The 17,429-nt window shown below is 66.7% G+C and carries 21 protein-coding genes; 15 read left to right on the top strand and 6 right to left on the bottom strand.

The genetic code is table 11. From position 1 onward, the window contains the following. Positions 1-4: 4 nt before the first annotated feature. Genes VIL42_07880 through VIL42_07860 form a run of 5 tightly spaced genes read left to right on the top strand, consistent with a single transcriptional unit; the run spans position 5 to position 4,431 of the window. Positions 5-733 carry a lysophospholipid acyltransferase family protein gene (locus tag VIL42_07880; protein ID HEY8592769.1) on the top strand — a complete coding sequence of 243 codons (729 nt, stop codon included), beginning with the start codon at positions 5-7 and terminating at the stop codon, positions 731-733. Beyond that, positions 730-2,037 carry a tRNA (N6-isopentenyl adenosine(37)-C2)-methylthiotransferase MiaB gene (gene miaB, locus VIL42_07875; GenBank protein ID HEY8592768.1) on the top strand — a complete coding sequence of 436 codons (1,308 nt, stop codon included), beginning with the start codon at positions 730-732 and terminating at the stop codon, positions 2,035-2,037. The genes VIL42_07880 and miaB overlap by 4 nt, the downstream gene beginning before the upstream one ends. Continuing rightward, entirely contained in the window at positions 2,037-3,038 is a 1,002-nt protein-coding gene (locus VIL42_07870) for a PhoH family protein (GenBank protein HEY8592767.1), read from the top strand. Before miaB ends, VIL42_07870 begins: the two co-directional genes overlap by 1 nt. Continuing rightward, on the top strand, positions 3,038-3,541 hold the full coding sequence (gene ybeY, locus VIL42_07865; protein HEY8592766.1) for an rRNA maturation RNase YbeY: 504 nt from the start codon (positions 3,038-3,040) through the stop codon (positions 3,539-3,541). The genes VIL42_07870 and ybeY overlap by 1 nt, the downstream gene beginning before the upstream one ends. Then, positions 3,541-4,431, top strand: a complete 891-nt coding sequence (locus VIL42_07860; protein HEY8592765.1) for a hemolysin family protein — start codon at positions 3,541-3,543, stop codon at positions 4,429-4,431. Before ybeY ends, VIL42_07860 begins: the two co-directional genes overlap by 1 nt. On the opposite strand, the gene VIL42_07855 is transcribed toward VIL42_07860, so the two are convergent. Next, a complete protein-coding gene (locus tag VIL42_07855) occupies positions 4,428-4,850 on the bottom strand; it encodes a VOC family protein (protein HEY8592764.1) in 423 nt (140 codons plus the stop codon). The genes VIL42_07860 and VIL42_07855 overlap by 4 nt on opposite strands. Positions 4,851-4,926: 76 nt before the next feature. Between VIL42_07855 and lnt the strand changes: the two genes are divergently transcribed. Both lnt and metK read left to right on the top strand, forming a co-directional pair. Further along, positions 4,927-6,441 (top strand): apolipoprotein N-acyltransferase, encoded by a 1,515-nt coding sequence (gene lnt, locus VIL42_07850; GenBank protein ID HEY8592763.1) that lies wholly within the window; start codon positions 4,927-4,929, stop codon positions 6,439-6,441. A 54-nt stretch (positions 6,442-6,495) separates the two neighbouring features. Further along, positions 6,496-7,707, top strand: coding sequence for a methionine adenosyltransferase (gene metK, locus VIL42_07845; protein HEY8592762.1), 1,212 nt, complete (start codon positions 6,496-6,498; stop codon positions 7,705-7,707). Here metK and VIL42_07840 read toward each other — a convergent pair. The 4 genes from VIL42_07840 to VIL42_07825 form a co-directional block, all read right to left on the bottom strand. Continuing rightward, positions 7,687-8,199 (bottom strand): DUF2231 domain-containing protein, encoded by a 513-nt coding sequence (locus VIL42_07840; protein HEY8592761.1) that lies wholly within the window; start codon positions 8,197-8,199, stop codon positions 7,687-7,689. The two genes, metK and VIL42_07840, sit on opposite strands and share 21 nt — an antisense overlap. A 16-nt stretch (positions 8,200-8,215) precedes the next feature. Then, the gene (locus tag VIL42_07835; protein HEY8592760.1) at positions 8,216-9,559 is read right to left on the bottom strand and encodes a sorbosone dehydrogenase family protein; all 1,344 of its coding nucleotides are present in this window, start codon (positions 9,557-9,559) and stop codon (positions 8,216-8,218) included. Next, positions 9,556-9,999, bottom strand: a complete 444-nt coding sequence (locus tag VIL42_07830; GenBank protein HEY8592759.1) for a DUF2231 domain-containing protein — start codon at positions 9,997-9,999, stop codon at positions 9,556-9,558. Before VIL42_07830 ends, VIL42_07835 begins: the two co-directional genes overlap by 4 nt. A gap of 61 nt (positions 10,000-10,060) precedes the next feature. Continuing rightward, a complete protein-coding gene (locus VIL42_07825) occupies positions 10,061-10,417 on the bottom strand; it encodes a hypothetical protein (GenBank protein HEY8592758.1) in 357 nt (118 codons plus the stop codon). Between the two features lie 56 nt (positions 10,418-10,473). Here VIL42_07825 and trmB point away from each other — a divergent pair, with 56 nt between their 5' ends. Together trmB and VIL42_07815 are read left to right on the top strand one after the other, a co-directional pair. Further along, on the top strand, positions 10,474-11,175 hold the full coding sequence (gene trmB / locus VIL42_07820) for a tRNA (guanosine(46)-N7)-methyltransferase TrmB (protein HEY8592757.1): 702 nt from the start codon (positions 10,474-10,476) through the stop codon (positions 11,173-11,175). 96 nt (positions 11,176-11,271) lie between these two features. Beyond that, entirely contained in the window at positions 11,272-11,457 is a 186-nt protein-coding gene (locus tag VIL42_07815) for a hypothetical protein (protein HEY8592756.1), read from the top strand. A gap of 41 nt (positions 11,458-11,498) precedes the next feature. Here VIL42_07815 and VIL42_07810 read toward each other — a convergent pair whose 3' ends face one another. Further along, positions 11,499-12,641 (bottom strand): PQQ-dependent sugar dehydrogenase, encoded by a 1,143-nt coding sequence (locus VIL42_07810; protein ID HEY8592755.1) that lies wholly within the window; start codon positions 12,639-12,641, stop codon positions 11,499-11,501. Between the two features lie 61 nt (positions 12,642-12,702). Between VIL42_07810 and VIL42_07805 the strand changes: the two genes are divergently transcribed. The 6 genes from VIL42_07805 (at position 12,703) to VIL42_07780 (ending at position 17,377) form a co-directional block, all read left to right on the top strand. Further along, positions 12,703-13,746, top strand: coding sequence for a type III polyketide synthase (locus VIL42_07805; GenBank protein HEY8592754.1), 1,044 nt, complete (start codon positions 12,703-12,705; stop codon positions 13,744-13,746). Beyond that, entirely contained in the window at positions 13,743-14,228 is a 486-nt protein-coding gene (locus tag VIL42_07800; GenBank protein ID HEY8592753.1) for an isoprenylcysteine carboxylmethyltransferase family protein, read from the top strand. Before VIL42_07805 ends, VIL42_07800 begins: the two co-directional genes overlap by 4 nt. Before the next feature lie 129 nt (positions 14,229-14,357). After that, positions 14,358-14,888 (top strand): ribosome maturation protein RimP, encoded by a 531-nt coding sequence (gene rimP / locus VIL42_07795; GenBank protein HEY8592752.1) that lies wholly within the window; start codon positions 14,358-14,360, stop codon positions 14,886-14,888. After that, positions 14,888-16,522, top strand: a complete 1,635-nt coding sequence (gene nusA / locus VIL42_07790) for a transcription termination factor NusA (protein HEY8592751.1) — start codon at positions 14,888-14,890, stop codon at positions 16,520-16,522. The genes rimP and nusA overlap by 1 nt, the downstream gene beginning before the upstream one ends. Further along, a complete protein-coding gene (locus VIL42_07785) occupies positions 16,522-16,752 on the top strand; it encodes a 2-hydroxymuconate tautomerase (GenBank protein HEY8592750.1) in 231 nt (76 codons plus the stop codon). The genes nusA and VIL42_07785 overlap by 1 nt, the downstream gene beginning before the upstream one ends. Further along, positions 16,733-17,377, top strand: coding sequence for a DUF448 domain-containing protein (locus VIL42_07780; protein ID HEY8592749.1), 645 nt, complete (start codon positions 16,733-16,735; stop codon positions 17,375-17,377). Before VIL42_07785 ends, VIL42_07780 begins: the two co-directional genes overlap by 20 nt. The last annotated feature ends 52 nt before the right edge of the window (positions 17,378-17,429 follow it).

Raw genomic sequence — 17,429 nt, 5'->3', positions numbered from 1 at the left:
CGCGGTGCTGCGCATCGCCGCGATCGTGCTGCTGTTCCTCTTGCTCGCCCCGCTTCACCTGCTGGCGAAGCTCGTGCTCAGGCGATCGCCGGTGCCGCCGCTTTTTCTCGGCGCGGTTGCCTGGATCATCGGTGCGCGCGTGAGGCTCGAAGGCGATCCGGTGCGGCCGCACACGTTCCTTCTGTGCAATCACACCAGCTGGCTCGACATCCTGGTCATGGCAGGCGCTACGCGCTGCGCGTTCGTGTCGAAGGACGAGCTTGGCCATGGCTTCATCCACTGGCTCGCCGACCAGAACGCCACCGTTTACGTGAAGCGCTCCGAACGCAAGGGAGCCAAGGACCAGGCGCTCACAATCGCCCGCGCGCTGGAGGGCGACAAAGCGGTCGCGCTCTTCCCCGAAGGGACCACCGGCCCGGGAACGCACCTCCTGCCCTTTCGCTCGACCCTGCTGGAGGCGGCCAATTACGCAGCAAAGGATGTCGCGATCCGCCCGGTCGCGATCGACTATGGCGATGCGGCGGCAGAGGTCGGCTGGTTCGAGGAGGCAGGCAAGGACAATGTCCTTCGGATCCTCGGCCGGCGCGGAACGCTGCCCGTCGTCATCCACGTCCTGCCGCCGCTGGACCGCGCCGCAGACCGGAAGAAACTGACACAGGAGGCGCATGAGGCGATTGCAACCATGCTCCGCTTCAAGTCCCCCGCACACTCGCCTATAGGTGCGGGAGAATGACTCCCAAGACCTTCAAGATCAAAAGCTTCGGCTGCCAGATGAACGTCTACGACGGCGAGCGGATGGCCGAATTGCTGAGCGCGCAGGGCATGACGGCCGCCGACGAAGCGCTCGATGCCGACCTCGTCGTGCTCAACACTTGCCACATCCGCGAGAAGGCGGCCGAAAAGGCCTATTCCGATGTCGGCCGACTGAAGCGCGAGGACGGTTCGAAGCCGCTGATCGCTCTCGCTGGCTGCGTCGCCCAGGCGGAAGGTGCCGAGGCCAAGCGCCGGTCGCAGATGATCGACATCGTCGTCGGCCCACAGGCTTATCACCGCCTCCCCGAGATGGTGGCGCAGGCCACGGGTGGCGCGCGCCCGGTAGACACCGATTTGCCGCCGCTCAGCAAATTCGACGCATTCCCCCAGCGCCGCCGCGCCACCCCAAGCGCCTTCCTGACGGTCCAGGAAGGCTGCGACAAATTCTGCACTTATTGCGTGGTGCCCTACACGCGCGGCGCCGAAATCTCCCGCCCGTGGGACGACATCGTCGTTGAAGCCCGGGCGTTAGTCGATGCCGGCGCTCGCGAAATCGTCCTGCTCGGCCAGAATGTGAACGCATGGGAAGACGGCGGCCGCCGCCTTGCGGACTTGATCCGGGCGCTCGACAAGATCGATGGGCTGGAGCGCATCCGCTACACCACGTCGCATCCGGTCAACATGGGCGACGATCTGATCGCTGCTCATGGTGAGGTCGGCAAGCTGATGCCCTACCTCCACCTGCCGGTGCAGTCGGGCTCAAGCCGCATTCTAAAGGCGATGAACCGCAGCCACACCGCCGACAGCTATCTCGCCACCATCGAGAAAGTGCGCGCCGCCCGGCCCGACATTGCCATTTCGGGCGACTTCATCGTCGGCTTTCCGGGCGAGACCGAAGAGGATTTCGAAGCGACGCTGCAGATCGTCGATGCGGTGCGTTACGCTGCGGCCTATTCGTTCAAGTACAGCCCGCGCCCGGGCACCCCGGCCGCCACCATGGAGGACCAGATCGCACGCGAAATCATGGACGACCGGCTTCAGCGCCTGCAGGCCCGGATCAACGATCACCAACTGGCGTTCAACCGTTCGACCATGGGCATGACCACGCAGGTGCTGATCGAACGCAAGGGGCGCCACGCAGGGCAGATGATCGGCCGTTCGCCATGGCTTCAGTCCGTCCATGTCGAGGCGGCGGCGCAGCCCGGCGATATTGTCGACGTGACCTTCGTCGCGGCCGGCCCGAACAGCATGACCGGTGCCCTGGTCCAGAAAGCGGCCGCCTGATGGCGCGGCGCGAACTGGCCGAAGCGGCCAACGAACAGGGCCGCGCTCGCCTCGAGGTCGAGTTCGAGCAGCCGTACCTGCTCGGCCCCTTGTTCGGCGATTACGATCGCCATCTGATCACTATCGAGCAGCGGCTGGGCGTCCACATCGCGGCGCGCGGCAACCGCGTGCAGATCGAGGGCGATGCGGAATCCGCGTCCCGCGCCCGCGACGTTCTGACCGGCCTCTACAATCGCCTGGACAGCGGCCACGATGTGGATGCCGAGGCCGTCGAAGCGGTGCTCGGCATGGCCGCGCAGCCGAACCTCGACGGGATCATCCAGGAGGACGTGACCTCCGCGCCGCGGGTGATGATCCGTACGCGGAAGAAAACCATCGTCCCGCGCTCGGCCATGCAGACGCCCTATATGGAGGCGCTCGCCAGCCAGGACATGATCTTCGGGCTTGGGCCGGCGGGCACGGGCAAGACCTATCTCGCGGTCGCGCAAGCCGTGTCGCAGCTGATCACCGGCAGCGTCGAACGGCTGATCCTTTCCCGCCCAGCGGTCGAGGCCGGCGAGCGGCTCGGCTTCCTTCCGGGGGACATGAAGGAGAAGGTCGATCCCTATCTCCGCCCGCTCTACGACGCGCTGTACGACATGCTCCCCGCCGAGCAGGTCGAGCGCCGCATCACGTCCGGCGAAATCGAGATTGCGCCGATCGCCTTCATGCGCGGCCGCACGCTCAACGACGCCTTCATCATCCTCGATGAAGCGCAGAACACCACGCCGCAGCAGATGAAGATGTTCCTGACCCGCTTCGGCATGCGCAGTCGGATGGTGATCTGCGGCGACCCCAACCAGGTCGACCTTCCGGACCCCGGCAAGTCCGGGCTCGCCGATGCCGTCGCCAAGCTTGACGGGATCAAGGGCATTGCCACGATCCGCTTCACCGGCGCCGACGTTGTTCGCCACCCGCTCGTCGGCCGCATCGTCGAAGCTTATGAGGGACCGAACGCGTGATGCTCGAAATCGCGCTCGACGCAGACGAGGACTGGGACAGTAGCAGCTCCTGGGAGGAGCTGGCTCGAAAAGCGACTCAGGCCGCAGTCGCGCAGAGCGCCTTCCCCCAGCTCGCGACCTCGGAGCGGCCGGTCGAAATCTCCGTCACGCTGACCAGCGACGAGCAGGTGCGCGCGCTGAATGCCGAATGGCGCGGCAAGGACCGGCCGACCAACGTCCTCTCCTTCCCCATGGCCGAACAGAGCGATCTGCAGCGTGCAAATGTTGCCGGACCCGAACTGTTGCTCGGCGATATTATCCTCGCTCGCGGCGTGTGCGAGGCGGAAGCAGCGGACAAGGGCCTGAGCATCGAGCAGCACGCGACCCATTTGCTCGTGCACGGCACGCTGCACCTGCTCGGCTACGACCATCACGACGATTCCGAAGCCGCGGACATGGAAGCGCGCGAAGTGCGTGCGCTCGCCGCGCTCGGCATTGCCAGTCCGTACGAGGTGACCGCCTGATGGCGACGAGAGGCGACGATGGCGGCGGCTCGCGGCTGTGGCGCGGAATCCAGCATTTGATCTGGGGCGAGGACAGCGAACCCACCCTGCGCGAAGAGATCGAGGACGCGATCGACGAAGCAGAGGAAGGTGACAGCTCGCGCCCTGCACCGGGCGACCTGTCGCCGGCCGAGCGGCAGATGCTGCGCAACCTGCTTCACTTCGGCGAGGAAACTGCGGGCGACATATGCGTGACCCGCGGCGAGATTATCGCCGTCCCCAAGGACATCACCTTCGACGATCTTGTCCGCGCCTTCGCCGACGCCGGCCACAGCCGCCTGCCCGTTTACGGCGAAAGCCTCGATGAGGTCGCCGGCATGGTCCATATCAAGGACGTGTTCGTCGCGCTCAACGATCCTGAGCGCGACCGCTCGATCGACGCGCTGATGCGCGATCCCTTGTTCGTGCCGGAATCGATGGGCATCATCGACCTGCTCGCCCGAATGCGCGCCGAGCGCGTCCACCTCGCGATTGTTGTCGACGAATTCGGCGGCACCGAAGGCCTGGTCACCATCGAGGACATCGTCGAGGAAATCGTCGGCGAGATCGAGGACGAGCATGACGAGGCTGAGGCCGGCATGCTGGCGATGCTCGAGGACGGGCTGTGGGAAGCCGACGCCCGGATCGAGCTGGAGGAGCTTGCCGAAGCCGTCGACCCGCGCCTCTCCTCGGACGAGGATGAAGTGGACACGCTGGGTGGCCTCGTCTTCCTTCTTGCCGGACACATCCCGGCCAAGCGCGAGTGCGTGACCCATCCGTCCGGTTGGCGACTGGAAGCCGTCGATTCCGACCCGCGGCGGATCATCCGCGTCCGGCTGCACGCGCCGGACGGCGCGGTCGCGGAAGACTAAGCCTTCGCGAACAGTTTCGCGGGGTCGGCCATGGCCTTGAATTCCAGGGCGTTGCCGGCCGGATCGTGGAAGAACATCGTCGCCTGTTCGCCGGGCTCGCCCTCGAATCGAACAGTCGGCGCGATCACGAACTCCACGCCCGCGGCCTCCAGCCGCTTGGCAAGCGCCTTCCACTGCGCCATCGGCAGCACGACCCCAAAGTGCGGCACCGGCACGTCATGACCATCAACCGCGTTCGACGCGCGCGCCCGCACCGCCTCGGGCGCCAGATGGGCGACGATCTGATGGCCGAACAGGTCGAAGTCGATCCATTCGTCGGCGCTGCGCCCTTCGGGGCAGCCGAGCAGCCCGCCGTAGAAGCGGCGTGAGGCAGCAAGGTCGTCGACCGGAAAGGCAAGGTGGAAGGGCGGCAGGCTCATGCCCGTGCCCTGCAAAGACACGCATCTCTTGTCGAGGCTTTCGTTCCTCCGGCGTAGCGGCTAGCCAGCAGCCCAGATGCTTCATCTGCTCATCGCCCTTGTCGCAGGCGCGGTCTCCGCCTTCGCATTCGAGCCGGTCGGCTGGTGGCCGCTGCTGCTGGTCGGCATCGCCGCGCTTTGCGAGCTGCTCGACCGCAGCAAATCCCTCGGCAGAAGCTTGCTGCTCGGCTGGGTCTTCGGCGTCGGGCAATTCGTCGTCGGGCTGAACTGGATCGCGACGAGCTTCACCTACCAGGCGAACATGCCGGCCTGGCTCGGCTGGATAGCCGTGGTCCTTCTCTCGCTCTATCTCGCCGTTTATCCGGCGATCGCTGCCGGTCTCGCCTGGCGCTTCGGCCGCGACGACCGCGTGGTCCTGGTGACGGTCCTCGGCGCCGCATGGGCGATCACCGAATGGCTGCGCGGCACCATGTTCACCGGTTTCCCATGGAACCCGGCCGCCGCCGCGCTGGTACCGACTCCGCTGATCGGCGTGACGCCGCTGATCGGAACCTACGGCCTGTCGATGATCGTCGTTCTTCTCGGCGGCGCGATCTGGCTCGAATATTATCGCAAGTGGCTGCCCCTGGTGGTGATCCTGGGCGCCACCCTGTTCCTTTACCTGCTGCCGTCGTCGAAGGTGCCGGAAGACCCGCTGACGATCCGCACCGTGCGCATCGTCCAGCCGAACATCGGCCAGGCAGACAAATGGCGCCCGGGCTTCGACGAGGAAGCGGCGCGGCGCCTGGCGGGGCTGTCGGGGCGGCCAACCGGCGAGCCGCGCCTACTGCTGTGGCCCGAAGCTGCCGTCACCGACCCGCTCGAAGATGCGCGCACCGGCGAGCACCAGGCGTTCGCCGAGTTCCAGCGCACGCGCGCCGCCGCTTTGCTCGGACCCGGCGACTTGCTGCTGACCGGCGGCATCGCGCTTTCGTCGCCCGACGGTGTCCGCGTGAACGGGGCCGCGAACAGCGTCTTCGTGCTCGGCCCGGCTGGCCGTCTCGCCGGCCGCTACGACAAGGCGCATCTGGTGCCTTATGGCGAATATCTCCCGATGCGGCCGCTCCTCTCCTCGCTGGGCCTGTCCCGCCTCGCACCCGGGGACATCGACTTCACGCCGGGCCCGGGACCCCGCTCGATCGACCTCGGCACCCAATGGGGCAAGGTCGGCTTCCAGCTCTGCTACGAGATCATCTTCTCCGGCCATGTCGTGGACCGGAAAAACCGCCCCGACTTCATCTTCAACCCGTCCAACGACGCCTGGTTCGGTTCCTGGGGACCGCCGCAGCACCTCGCCCAGGCGCGGCTCCGCGCGGCCGAGGAAGGCATTCCCGTGCTGCGGTCGACGCCCACGGGGATCAGCGCCGTCATCGACGCGCGCGGCGATGTCGTGAAGTCGCTCCCGTGGCGCACGGCCGGCGTCATCCAGACCGCTCTGCCGCCGCCCGGCGATGCCGTGCCGTTGTTCGCCCGGTTCGGCAATTTGCTCCCGCTCTTCCTCGCGTTCGCAGTGATGGCGGGCGGCATTGTGCTGGGCCGTAAGCGCCGCTAGAGGCGCGATATAAAGGTTTCTTTATATCCCGAAAATCGAGGTCGATTTCAGCCCATGCGCAGCAATTATCTGTTCACGTCCGAATCCGTCTCCGAAGGGCATCCCGACAAGGTCGCGGACCAGATTTCGGACGCCATCGTCGACCTTTTCCTGTCGAAGGATCCGGAAGCGCGCGTGGCGTGCGAGACGATGACGACGACTCAGCGCGTGGTCCTGGCCGGCGAGATCCGCGGGCAAGGGATCATGGACGAAGAGGGCAATTGGGCGCCCGGCGTTCCCGCCGAGATCGAGCAAGCGGTCCGCGAGACGGTCAAGCAGATCGGCTACGAGCAGAAGGGCTTCCACTGGGAGAGCCTGAACTTCTCCAACAACCTCCACCCGCAATCGGCGCACATCGCGCAGGGCGTCGATGCCGGCGAGGACAAGGACGAAGGCGCGGGCGATCAAGGCATCATGTTCGGCTTCGCCTGCGACGAGACGCCGGACCTGATGCCGGCGACGCTTTACTATAGCCACAAGATCCTCGAGCGGATGGCGGAGGACCGCCACGCCGGCCGCGCCCCGTTCCTCGAGCCCGATGCCAAGAGCCAGGTCACGCTTCGCTTCGAAGACGGCAAGCCGGCCAAGGCGACCGCCATCGTCGTGTCGACCCAGCACAAGCCGGGCTACGACCAGGGCGAAAAGCAGGCGGAGCTTCATGCTTATGTGAAGAAGGTCGTCGCCGACGTCCTCCCGGCCGAGCTGCTCGGCAACGAGACCGTCTATCACATCAACCCGACCGGCAGCTTCGAAATCGGCGGCCCGGACGGTGACGCCGGCCTGACCGGCCGCAAGATCATCGTCGACACCTACGGCGGCGCGGCGCCTCACGGCGGCGGCGCCTTCTCCGGCAAGGACCCGACGAAGGTCGACCGCTCGGCCGCTTATGCCGCCCGCTATCTCGCCAAGAACATCGTCGCGGCAGGCCTCGCGCGCCGCTGCACCATCCAGCTCGCTTATGCGATCGGCGTGTCCCAGCCCCTATCGCTTTATGTGGACACGCACGGCACCGGCACCGTCGGCGACGAGCAGATCGAGGCTGCGATCGGCCGCATCGAAAAGCTCGGCGGCCTGACGCCGCGCGGCATCCGCACCCACCTTCGCCTCAACAAGCCGATCTACAAGGCGACCGCTGCCTACGGCCATTTCGGGCGCAAGGCAGAGGGCGACCTGTTCCCGTGGGAAAAGACCGACCTGGTCGAAGACCTACGGGCGGCGGTCGCCTGACGCAGCGGAATCGCCCGAGAATTTGTCGGGCGTTTCCTGCACCGCGACTCGGTGGCGGTAGACCATGTGTCCGCCGAGCCATCCCGAATAGACGAGGATGAGGACCACGGCGCCCGAGAGATAAACGCCGAGACCGCGGATGTCGGTCACGTCGTCCATCCGGATCACGAAGTTGATGACTGCGATCACCACCGCCGCGACGTTCGCCAGCATGTGCTGAAGCGCGACTCCGAGGCGGCGGATGCGGTCGTCACCCATATAGTCGGTCAATCCGGCCAGCGCCGCGATGAGCGCGGTGCCGATGCCGAAACCGAGCAGCCAGTGCGAAGCCACGGCAAAGCCGCGGTCGCCGCTGTTCAGGTAAAGCAGGTCGGTGACGAACGCGCCGACCAGGCAGGTGATCGGGAACGGGATCAGCATCGGGTGCAGCGGGTGACCGCCGATCTGCGCCGTGCTTCGCGGATTGTCGCCGTAGCGTGTGTCGTGGGCCATGCTCTCTCTCCTGTTCCTAGGTTCGTTGCGCCGCGCCGGCGGGCTGCCGGGCCGTGACTCTCCAGATCGTGTTGCCGACATCGTCGGCGATCAGCAGCGCGCCAGAGCGGTCGACCGCCACCCCGACCGGCCGCCCGCGGGCATTGCCTTTGCCGTCGAGGAAGGCACTGACGAAGTTCATCGGCTTGCCGACCGGCCGTCCGCCCTCGAATCGGATGAAGACGACGCGGTAGCCGTTGGGATCGGTGCGGTTCCAGCTGCCGTGCTCGCCGACGAAGGCGCCGCCGCGGAAGCCGGCCGGGAAGCTCGTTCCATTGTAGAAGGCGAGCCCCAAAGGCGCGACGTGCGAGCTGAGCGCATAGTCCGGCGCGACCGCCTTGCGGACGAGGTCGGGGCGCTGCGGCCGCACTCGTGGGTCCACATGCTGCCCATAATAGCTGTACGGCCAGCCGTAGAAGGCGCCCGGCCGCACCGAGGTCAGATAATCAGGCACTAGGTTCGGCCCGAGCTCGTCGCGTTCGTTGATCACCGCCCACAGGGTTGTGCTGCCGGGGTAGAAGGCCAGCCCGTTGGGGTTGCGCAGGCCGCTGGCGAAGACCTTGTAGGCGCCGGTCTTCGGGTCGACTTCCCAGATCGCGGCGCGGTTCGTTTCCGCCTCGACTCCGCGCTCCTGGATGTTGCTGTTCGAACCAATGCCGACATAGAGCCTCGACCCGTCGGGGCTCGCCGTCAGGTCCTTGGTCCAATGATGATTGATGGGCCCCGCCGGCAGATCGACGATCTTCTGCGGCCGTGCCGTGATCGCCGTCTGCCCGGGCGTGAACGGGTAGCGCAGGATCGCGTCTGTATTGGCCACATAGAGGTCGCCGCCAACCATGACGATGCCGAACGGCGAATTGAGCTTGTCGACCAATATGCTGCGCTGTTCGGCGACGCCGTCGCCATCGGCGTCGCGAAGCAGGACGATCCGCTGCGGCTGTGGCGGTTTCTTGCCGCCGCCGCCGTGCGCCATCTTCATGATCAAGTCGCGGATCGGGTCCTTGGGACGGTCGACCGGCTCCATGCCGGCCTTGTCGCTTTCCACGACCAGCACGTCGCCGTTGGGCAGCGGGGTGACGGTCCGCGGGTGCGAAAGGCCGCTCGCCATTGCCCGGATCGTGAAGCCTTCGGGCACGTGCGGTGTCTCGCCCTGTTTCCAGCCGACCACCTTGGCGACGCCCACCGCGGCGATCAGCTCTTCCTCAGGCTCCGGCAGCACCGGGTTGGCGCCGACCTGCTGAGCCGGGTCGATCGGCTGCGGGTTCTTGCCGCAAGCGGCGAGCGCCAGCACCGCAGCGCTGATGAGGAAGCGCCGGATCATCGCCGCTCCTCCCATCCCGCGACGGGCCGGTCGCCGGCAGCGAACCAGCCACTGAGCAATGCGAGAACGGCTCCGATCACTGACAGGATGATCCCCAGCCCGGCGACTGCGGTCCAACCGTCGCGCATATGGACGAAGCTGTTGATCAGCTCGACGGCCCAGGCTGCGACGAACAGCAAAAAGGCGAGCCACCCGCCGCGCAAGCGGACCGCGTCGATCAAAAGCGCGACCGCGGCGAAGCCGCCGACCACCAGACCCGCGGGGATCAGCCAGGTCGAAAAGAACAGCCAGGTGAGATGACCGTCGCTGCCAAGATAGGCCCAGTCGGTCAGCACCGCGCCGGCGAAGCAGACAATCGGGATGGCGAGAAGCGTTGAGGCAATGCGCCGCCCGGAGATGGCGAGCGGCCGCGAGCGGCGATGCCCCAGAGTGTCAGCCATCGAACTCCCCTTTTCGGGAAGTTAATGGCTACGGCGGCGAACTGGTTCCCTTCAGCGGCGCCTAAGCTTCGCGGCAGCGGACCCAGCGACGCTGGCCGTTGCGCCACAGCGACCCATCATAAACGCTGCCGCTGCGCTTGGCGCGGAGCCGCAACTCATGCCGCATCGCGTTGCGGTCGGTGAGGTCGAGGCGCACCTCATTCGGCTCCAGCCAGGATTGTGCCAGCGCTACCGCGACCCCGCGGCCGTTGTCGGTCAGCCGCGCGGAGACGACCAAGGAAATCGCCGTATGGCTGATCACCATCGCCACTTCGACCGGCTGCGGGCCTGCGGTTCGGCAGACCAGCCCGCCGCTTGCATAAGCGGGGCTCGCGCCTACGAGGCCGGCAGCCAGAGCGATGAGGATGCGCGTCTTCATGGCTCAATCCTGCCCCGCGCTTGCTGAACGACGGCTTGAGCGATTAGGCGGCGGCGATGACCGCCCACAAGCCCGGCGACCCGCTGACCCTCAATCGCCTGTACGGCCGCTCGAGCGGGCACAAGCTGCGCCACGGTCAGCAGGAGCTGATCGACAAGCTCCTGCCGCAGATCGAAGTGCCCGCCGATGGCGAGATCACCGCCGAGCGGCTGTTCGGCCAGCGTGCGCCGCTCCACTTCGAGATCGGGTTCGGCTCCGGCGAGCATCTCGCCGACCGCGCCGACATGCTGCCCGACCACGCGTTCATTGGTGCCGAGCCCTTCCTCAACGGGGTCGCCACAGCGCTCGGCCACATCCGCGACAAAAATCTGCGCAACGTGCGGATCTGGCGCGGCGATGCGCTCGAGGTGCTGCAGCGCGTGCCGGACGGCGCCTTGAGCTTCCTTTATCTGCTCCACCCGGATCCCTGGCCGAAGGCCCGCCACGCCAAAAGGCGGATGGTCAACGACCGCCCGGTCGAGCTGTTCGCAAGCAAGCTGAAGCCGAACGGCGAGTTCCGGCTCGCGACCGACGATCCGACCTATTTGAACTGGTCTCTGATGGTGATGCAGCGGCACAGCCAGGTCTTCGAATGGCTGGCCGAAAAGCCCGCCGATTTCCTCAACCCTTCGGGTGGGTGGATCGAAACGCGTTATGGCGCCAAGTCGCGACGCCAGGGCCGCCGACCTTATTACCTCCGCTACCGTCGAGTGGCCTGAGCGGCGGGACATTGACTGTCACCTTGCCGGGGGCAATGGGATTTCCTCTTTTCGCGGCGTGTGATCTGCGCTGTTTACGGATGTGCGGAGGCCTGCATGAGCGACGAGGTGGTTTGGGACGGCTCCCCTCAGTTCCGGCAGCGCCGCTACGAAACCTATGAAGCCTATGCGGAGCACCAGGCTTCCAAGCTCGCGAAGATCAAACCGAACAAGCTCGAGGGCACGTACACGCCCGGCTTCAAGGCCGCGCTGCCACCCCGGATCTTCGTCTTCGAAGATTGAGCCGGCTCTCATCGAGGCCGATGCCGGCGCGCTCGCCCGCTCTACTTGAGCGGCTCGAGCCTCAGCAGCCGCGCGCCGTCTCCGTCCTCCAGCAGATAGACCTCGCCTCGCGGCCCCTGGTCGACCGCGCGGATGCGGTTGCCCATGTCCCACTGGTCCACCTTGCGCGCCTTGTCCCCGTCCACATCGACGCGGATCAGCGCCTGGCCGGACAGCGCGCCGATCAGCGCGTCACCTTTCCATTGCGGGAACAGGTCGCCGGAATAGATCAGGAGCGACGACGGGCTGATCGACGGGTTCCACCAGATTTTCGGCTCCTCGAAGCCGCGGCCGCGATGATCGTCGGCGATCTCGGCACCGCCATAATGGCTGCCGTACGAAGCCTCGGGCCAGCCGTAGTTGCGGCCCGCCACGATGAGGTTGAGCTCGTCGCCGCCTTCGGGGCCCATCTCCACTTCCCATAGACGACCGTCCAGCGCGAAGGCGAGGCCGAGCGGATTGCGATGGCCCATGGTGACGAACCGGCCGCCGATCGGCTGTCCCTCCGCGGTCAAGTGAATGACCTTGCCGAGGTCGCTGCCGCGATCCTGCGCCGGCTGCATCTTCTGCCGCTCGCCTGAGGACACGTACATCGTGCCGTCCGAAGCGAAGGCGATACGGTGACCGAAGTGGCCGCCCCCCGACACCTTCGGCGTCTGCCGCCAGATGATCTTGAAACCGTCGAGCGACACGCCCACCGGCGCCCCCGGCGCGGCCGCGCTGGTGAAAAGCAGTCGCCCGTACCCGACCGCTGCGCCGCTGGTCCCGTTCGGGCCCGGCTCGACAAAGCTCAAATATACGCGCTGGTTGCCCGCGAAATCAGGGTGGACGACCACGTCGCCAAGGCCGCCCTGCCCCGCCACCTGCACGGCCGGGACACCTTTCACCTCCTGCTTTTGCCCGGTGGCGACATCGACCAGCCACAGCTTGCCGCCGCGCTCCGTCACCAGCGCCCGGTTGGTCATGCGGACTCCCGAGCCAGGCAGGAAATCCATCGCCCAGGGCGAATCGAACGTCGCGACCTGAGCGGTGGTGAACGGGCGCGCGCTATTGCCGCTCGCGGGCTGGGCCGCCGGCGATGAAGCCGGGCTGCCGCACCCGGCGATGAGCAGGGCAGTCGCAAGAAGGGCCGAACGGACGGTCATGTGCTATCCTTTAGTCGGTAGGGGGAACGAGGACAGAGGTGCTTCGCTCTAGAGGCTCACCATGATCCACAGCAGGCTCCTTTCGCTCGCGACGGCGGTGCCGCCTTACGCCATCACCCAGGCTGAGGCGAAGGAGATCGGGCGCAACGCCTTCACCCGCAAGAACCTGTTCGACAAGCTATCGGGCGTGTTCGACAATGCGGGCATCGCCAAGCGCCATTTGGTTGCACCGCACGAATGGTATGCCGCGCCGCACGGCTGGGCCGAGCGAAATGCCGTCTATCTCGAAGCTGCCGAGGCCCTGTTCGAGGAAGCGGCAGTTGCGGCGATTGCCAAGGCGAGCCTCGATCCCGACCAGATCGACGGCGTCGTGACCGTCTCGACCACGGGCATCGCCACGCCCAGCCTCGAGGCGCGTGTCGGCCCCCGGATCGGACTGCGCGGCAACGTCCGCAGAGTTCCCGTCTTCGGCCTCGGCTGTGCGGGCGGGGTCAGCGGTCTCGCGCTTGCCGCGCGCCTTGCGGCGTCGGAACCTGGAAGCAACTGGCTGTTCGTGACGGTCGAGACCTGCTCGATCTCGATCCGCCTCGACAGCAACGACCCCGCCGCCGTCGTGGCGACCGCCTTGTTCGGCGACGGCGCTGCGGCGGCGGTCGTCAGCGCGCGCGGCGATGGCGCCGCAAGCATCGCCGGCTCGGCGGAGAAGCTGTGGCCGGACTCGCTCGGGATCATGGGCTGGCGTGTCGAGGATCCGGGGCTCGGCGTCGTCTTCGACCGCGCGATCCCGCCCTTCATCGAGGCTGAGCTCGCCGCCGCTCTGGCCGATATGTGCGCCCAACTCGGCATTGCCCGCGAAGACATCGGCCGCTTCTGCTCACACCCCGGCGGCGCGAAGGTGATCGACGCCATCGAAACCGCGCTCGCACTCAACCAGGGCGAGCTCAACCTCGAGCGCGAAGTGTTGCGCGACTATGGCAATATGAGCGCGCCGACCGTGCTGTTCGTGCTCGAGCGGCTGCTCGAACAAGGCCTCCCCGACAAGACGCTGATGACGGCCTTCGGACCCGGCTTCACCTGCTCGGGCCTGCTGCTCGAAGCCGCGTGAGGCTGGCCGTCGCACTCCTGCTGTTCGTCACTGCCGAGCGGCTCGTCGAGCTGTGGCTCGCCAGTCGCAACACCGCCCGTCTCGTCGCCCAGGGCGCCCTGGAGCATGCGCCCGGCCACTATCCGCTCATCGTCGCGGTCCATGTCCTCTGGCTTGCCGCTCTGTGGTGGCTGGCGCCGGGCCGAGGCGTGGACGGCTTCTGGCTGGCGATCTTCGTGCTCCTGGAGCTCGCCCGCATCTGGGTGCTTGCGACCCTCGGCCGGCGGTGGACGACGCGCATCATCGTACTTCCCGGCGCGCCGCTGGTCCGCCGCGGTCCCTATCGCTTCGTCAACCACCCGAACTATTGGGTCGTCATCGGCGAGATTGCCGTCCTGCCGCTTGTCTTCGGCCTGTGGCTGGTGGCGCTGATTTTCACCTTGCTCAACGCGGCCGTCCTGGCGATCCGCATTCGCGCCGAGAACCGCGCGCTCGCCGGCTAAGCATCGCTTGCGGACTCGGCCGCACGGGCATATATCGCCCTCATCTCCTCGACATCGTCATTGATGCTGAGGCTGGTCCGGGGCTCCGGGCCGGTCCGAGGGGTGTTTTGGTTGGTGAATGGAGCGCGCGTGGCGGATATCGCCGGACTTGAACGGATCATCGGACCCGAGGTGAAGGCCTTGGGCTTCGACCTCGTGCGCATCGCCATGATCGGCGGCACGTCCGATCCGACGCTCCAGATCATGGCCGAACGGCCGGACACCCGTCAGCTCGACATATCCGATTGCGAGACCATCTCGCGCCGGCTGTCCGAATTCCTCGACCTCGCCGACCCGATCGAGGGCGCCTATCGGCTTGAGGTCAGCTCGCCGGGCATCGATCGTCCCCTCACCCGCCTGAAGGACTTTCAGGATTGGGCGGGGCATGAGGCCCGGATCACGCTCGCCGAGCAGCGGGATAACCGCAAGCAATTCTCCGGCACGCTCGAGGGCGTGGAGCACCACAAGGTCAAGCTCACCGACAAGAGCGGCAAGGAGCATCTCCTGCCGTTCAACGACATCGCCTCGGCCAAGCTGGTCTTGACCGACAAACTCATCAACGCCACCGCGCCGCTCAGCACCGAAGGCGCCGACGAAATCCAGGAAGTAGAGGAAGACTAATGGCCACCGCACCCGCTGCCGTCAGCGCCAACAAGGCCGAGCTGATCGCGATCGCCGACGCCGTCGCCCGCGAAAAGCTGATCGACAAGGGCATCGTCATTGAGGCGATGGAAGACGCGATCCAGCGCGCCGCCCGCGCCCGCTACGGCGCCGAGAACGACATCCGTGCGAAGCTCGATCCGGACACCGGCGACCTTCGCCTGTGGCGCGTCCTCGAAGTCGTCGAGGAGCCGGAGGATCACTTCAAGCAGGTCGACCTAAAGGGCGCGCAGAAGCTCCAGAAGGGCGCCGTCGTCGGCGACTTCATCGTCGATCCGCTGCCGCCGATCGAATTCGGCCGCATCGCTGCGCAGGCCGCCAAGCAGGTGATCTTCCAAAAGGTCCGCGATGCCGAGCGCGAGCGCCAGTATGAAGAGTTCAAGGACCGGGTCGGCGAAGTGATCACCGGCGTCGTCAAGCGCGTCGAGTTCGGCCACGTCGTCGTCGACCTCGGCCGCGCCGAGGGCGTGATCCGCCGCGACCAGCAGATCCCGCGCGAAATGGTCCGCGTCGGGGATCGCATCCGTTCGGTGATCCTGCGCGTCGCCCGCGAAGCCCGCGGCCCGCAAATCTTCCTCAGCCGCGCCCACCCCGACTTCATGAAGAAGCTGTTCGCGCAGGAAGTGCCCGAGATTTACGACGGCATCATCGAGATCAAGGCCGCGGCCCGCGACCCGGGCAGCCGCGCCAAGATCGGCGTCATCAGCCACGACAGCTCGATCGACCCGGTCGGCGCCTGCGTCGGCATGAAGGGTAGCCGCGTCCAGGCCGTGGTCCAGGAGCTTCAGGGCGAGAAGATCGACATCATTCCCTGGTCGGAAGACCGGGCGACCTTCGTCGTCAACGCGCTTCAGCCGGCGACCGTCAGCCGCGTCGTCATCGACGAAGAAGACAATCGCATCGAAGTCGTCGTCCCTGACGACCAGCTCAGCCTCGGCATCGGCCGTCGCGGCCAGAACGTCCGCCTCGCGTCGCAGCTGACCAACTCGCAGATCGACATCCTCACCGAGGCGGACGCGAGCGAGAAGCGCCAGCGCGAGTTCGTCGAGCGGACCGAGATGTTTCAGACCGAGCTCGACGTCGACGAGACGCTGTCGCAGCTGCTGGTCGCCGAAGGCTTCACCAGCCTCGAGGAAGTCGCCTACGTCGAACAGGACGAAATCGCCTCAATCGAAGGCCTGGACGACGACATCGCCGCCGAACTCCAGAGCCGCGCGACCGAAGCGCTCGACCGCCGCGAAGCCGCGTCCCGCGAAGAGCGCCGCGCCCTCGGCGTCGAAGATGCGTTGGCCGAGATCCCGCACCTCACCGAAGCGATGCTGGTCACGCTCGGCAAGGCGGGGATCAAGACGCTCGACGACCTTGCCGACCTGGCGACCGACGAGCTGGTCCAGAAGAAGCGCCCGGAACAGCGCCGCCAGCGCGAGCCGAGCAATCGTCCAGAGGACAAGGGCGGCATCCTTGCTGATTTTGCGCTCAGCGACGAGCAGGGCAATGAGATCATCATGGCCGCCCGCGCCCACTGGTTCGAGGACGAGGATGCAGCTTCGAGCGAAGCCGGCGAAAGCCAGTCGACGGAGGAAACGCCGGCCTGATGCCTTACGTGCGGATCGAGATCACGGCAGGAGCGACGCGCGACCAAAAACGCGCGCTCGTCGCTGACGTGACTCGTTCGCTCGTCGACACTCTGGGCAAGAAGCCCGAACATATTCATGTCGTCATCGCCGAGGTCGCTGAGGAAAATTGGGGCTTCGCCGGAATGCTGACCGACGAGTGGCGCAAGCGCCGTCAGGGGGAGGACGCACTTGCGGACCAAACCCGATGAAAGGCGCGCGCTAGCAAACAAGGAACCCCACGTCCCGGAACGGACGTGCGTCCTCTCGCGCCGCAAGGGCACCAAGGAAGAGCTGATCCGGCTCGCCCTCGGCCCGGACGGAACCGTCGCGCCCGACGTTCGCGCCAAGGCACCCGGCCGCGGCGCCTGGATCGGGGTCGGCCGCGGCGAACTCGACGAGGCGAACGCCAAGGGCAAGCTCAAGGCCGCGCTCGCCCGCGCCTTCAAAACCGGCGACGTGCAGGTCCCGTCGGATCTCGGCGAACGGACCGCGGCCGCGCTTCGCCAAGCGACTCTGGACCGCCTCGGCATGGAGGCTCGCTCGGGCAAGCTCGTCACCGGCGCCGAGCGCGTCGAAACGGCTGCCCGCACCGGCAAGGTCCACATGCTGATCCACGCCGCCGACGCCGGCGAAGACGGGCGCAAGCGCATGGACCAGGCGTGGCGGGTCGGCGGCGGAGAGGCTCAGGGGGTGATATTCCCTGAGCCGCGCCCTATCTTGTCGATGGCGCTCGGGCGCGAAAATGTGGTACATGTCGCCCTGACCGATCCTGCCGCCGCGTCGCGTGTCCGTCACGCGCTTGCCCGGTGGCTGGCTTTCACTGGCCCGGACTGAGGTCTTAAAGGCGGCGAACCCGCCTTGAGGACAGGCTCGGCCCACGAAGATT

Source organism: Sphingomicrobium sp., assembly GCA_036563485.1.
GTDB lineage: Bacteria > Pseudomonadota > Alphaproteobacteria > Sphingomonadales > Sphingomonadaceae > Sphingomicrobium.
The sequence above is the reverse complement of the archived record's forward strand: the minus strand, read 5'-3'. Positions and strand labels throughout refer to the sequence as shown.

What these genes read in the sequence shown, in the direction of transcription:
- miaB (HEY8592768.1), top strand. Translation starts at nt 730, where the DNA reads ATGACTCCCAAGACCTTCAAGATCAAAAGCTTCGGCTGCCAGATGAAC.
- VIL42_07870 (HEY8592767.1), top strand. Translation starts at nt 2,037, where the DNA reads ATGGCGCGGCGCGAACTGGCCGAAGCGGCCAACGAACAGGGCCGCGCT.
- ybeY (HEY8592766.1), top strand. Translation starts at nt 3,038, where the DNA reads ATGCTCGAAATCGCGCTCGACGCAGACGAGGACTGGGACAGTAGCAGC.
- VIL42_07860 (HEY8592765.1), top strand. Translation starts at nt 3,541, where the DNA reads ATGGCGACGAGAGGCGACGATGGCGGCGGCTCGCGGCTGTGGCGCGGA.
- VIL42_07855 (HEY8592764.1), bottom strand. Translation starts at nt 4,850, where the DNA reads ATGAGCCTGCCGCCCTTCCACCTTGCCTTTCCGGTCGACGACCTTGCT.
- lnt (HEY8592763.1), top strand. Translation starts at nt 4,927, where the DNA reads ATGCTTCATCTGCTCATCGCCCTTGTCGCAGGCGCGGTCTCCGCCTTC.
- metK (HEY8592762.1), top strand. Translation starts at nt 6,496, where the DNA reads ATGCGCAGCAATTATCTGTTCACGTCCGAATCCGTCTCCGAAGGGCAT.
- VIL42_07840 (HEY8592761.1), bottom strand. Translation starts at nt 8,199, where the DNA reads ATGGCCCACGACACACGCTACGGCGACAATCCGCGAAGCACGGCGCAG.
- VIL42_07835 (HEY8592760.1), bottom strand. Translation starts at nt 9,559, where the DNA reads ATGATCCGGCGCTTCCTCATCAGCGCTGCGGTGCTGGCGCTCGCCGCT.
- VIL42_07830 (HEY8592759.1), bottom strand. Translation starts at nt 9,999, where the DNA reads ATGGCTGACACTCTGGGGCATCGCCGCTCGCGGCCGCTCGCCATCTCC.
- VIL42_07825 (HEY8592758.1), bottom strand. Translation starts at nt 10,417, where the DNA reads ATGAAGACGCGCATCCTCATCGCTCTGGCTGCCGGCCTCGTAGGCGCG.
- trmB (HEY8592757.1), top strand. Translation starts at nt 10,474, where the DNA reads ATGACCGCCCACAAGCCCGGCGACCCGCTGACCCTCAATCGCCTGTAC.
- VIL42_07815 (HEY8592756.1), top strand. Translation starts at nt 11,272, where the DNA reads ATGAGCGACGAGGTGGTTTGGGACGGCTCCCCTCAGTTCCGGCAGCGC.
- VIL42_07810 (HEY8592755.1), bottom strand. Translation starts at nt 12,641, where the DNA reads ATGACCGTCCGTTCGGCCCTTCTTGCGACTGCCCTGCTCATCGCCGGG.
- VIL42_07805 (HEY8592754.1), top strand. Translation starts at nt 12,703, where the DNA reads ATGATCCACAGCAGGCTCCTTTCGCTCGCGACGGCGGTGCCGCCTTAC.
- nusA (HEY8592751.1), top strand. Translation starts at nt 14,888, where the DNA reads ATGGCCACCGCACCCGCTGCCGTCAGCGCCAACAAGGCCGAGCTGATC.
- VIL42_07785 (HEY8592750.1), top strand. Translation starts at nt 16,522, where the DNA reads ATGCCTTACGTGCGGATCGAGATCACGGCAGGAGCGACGCGCGACCAA.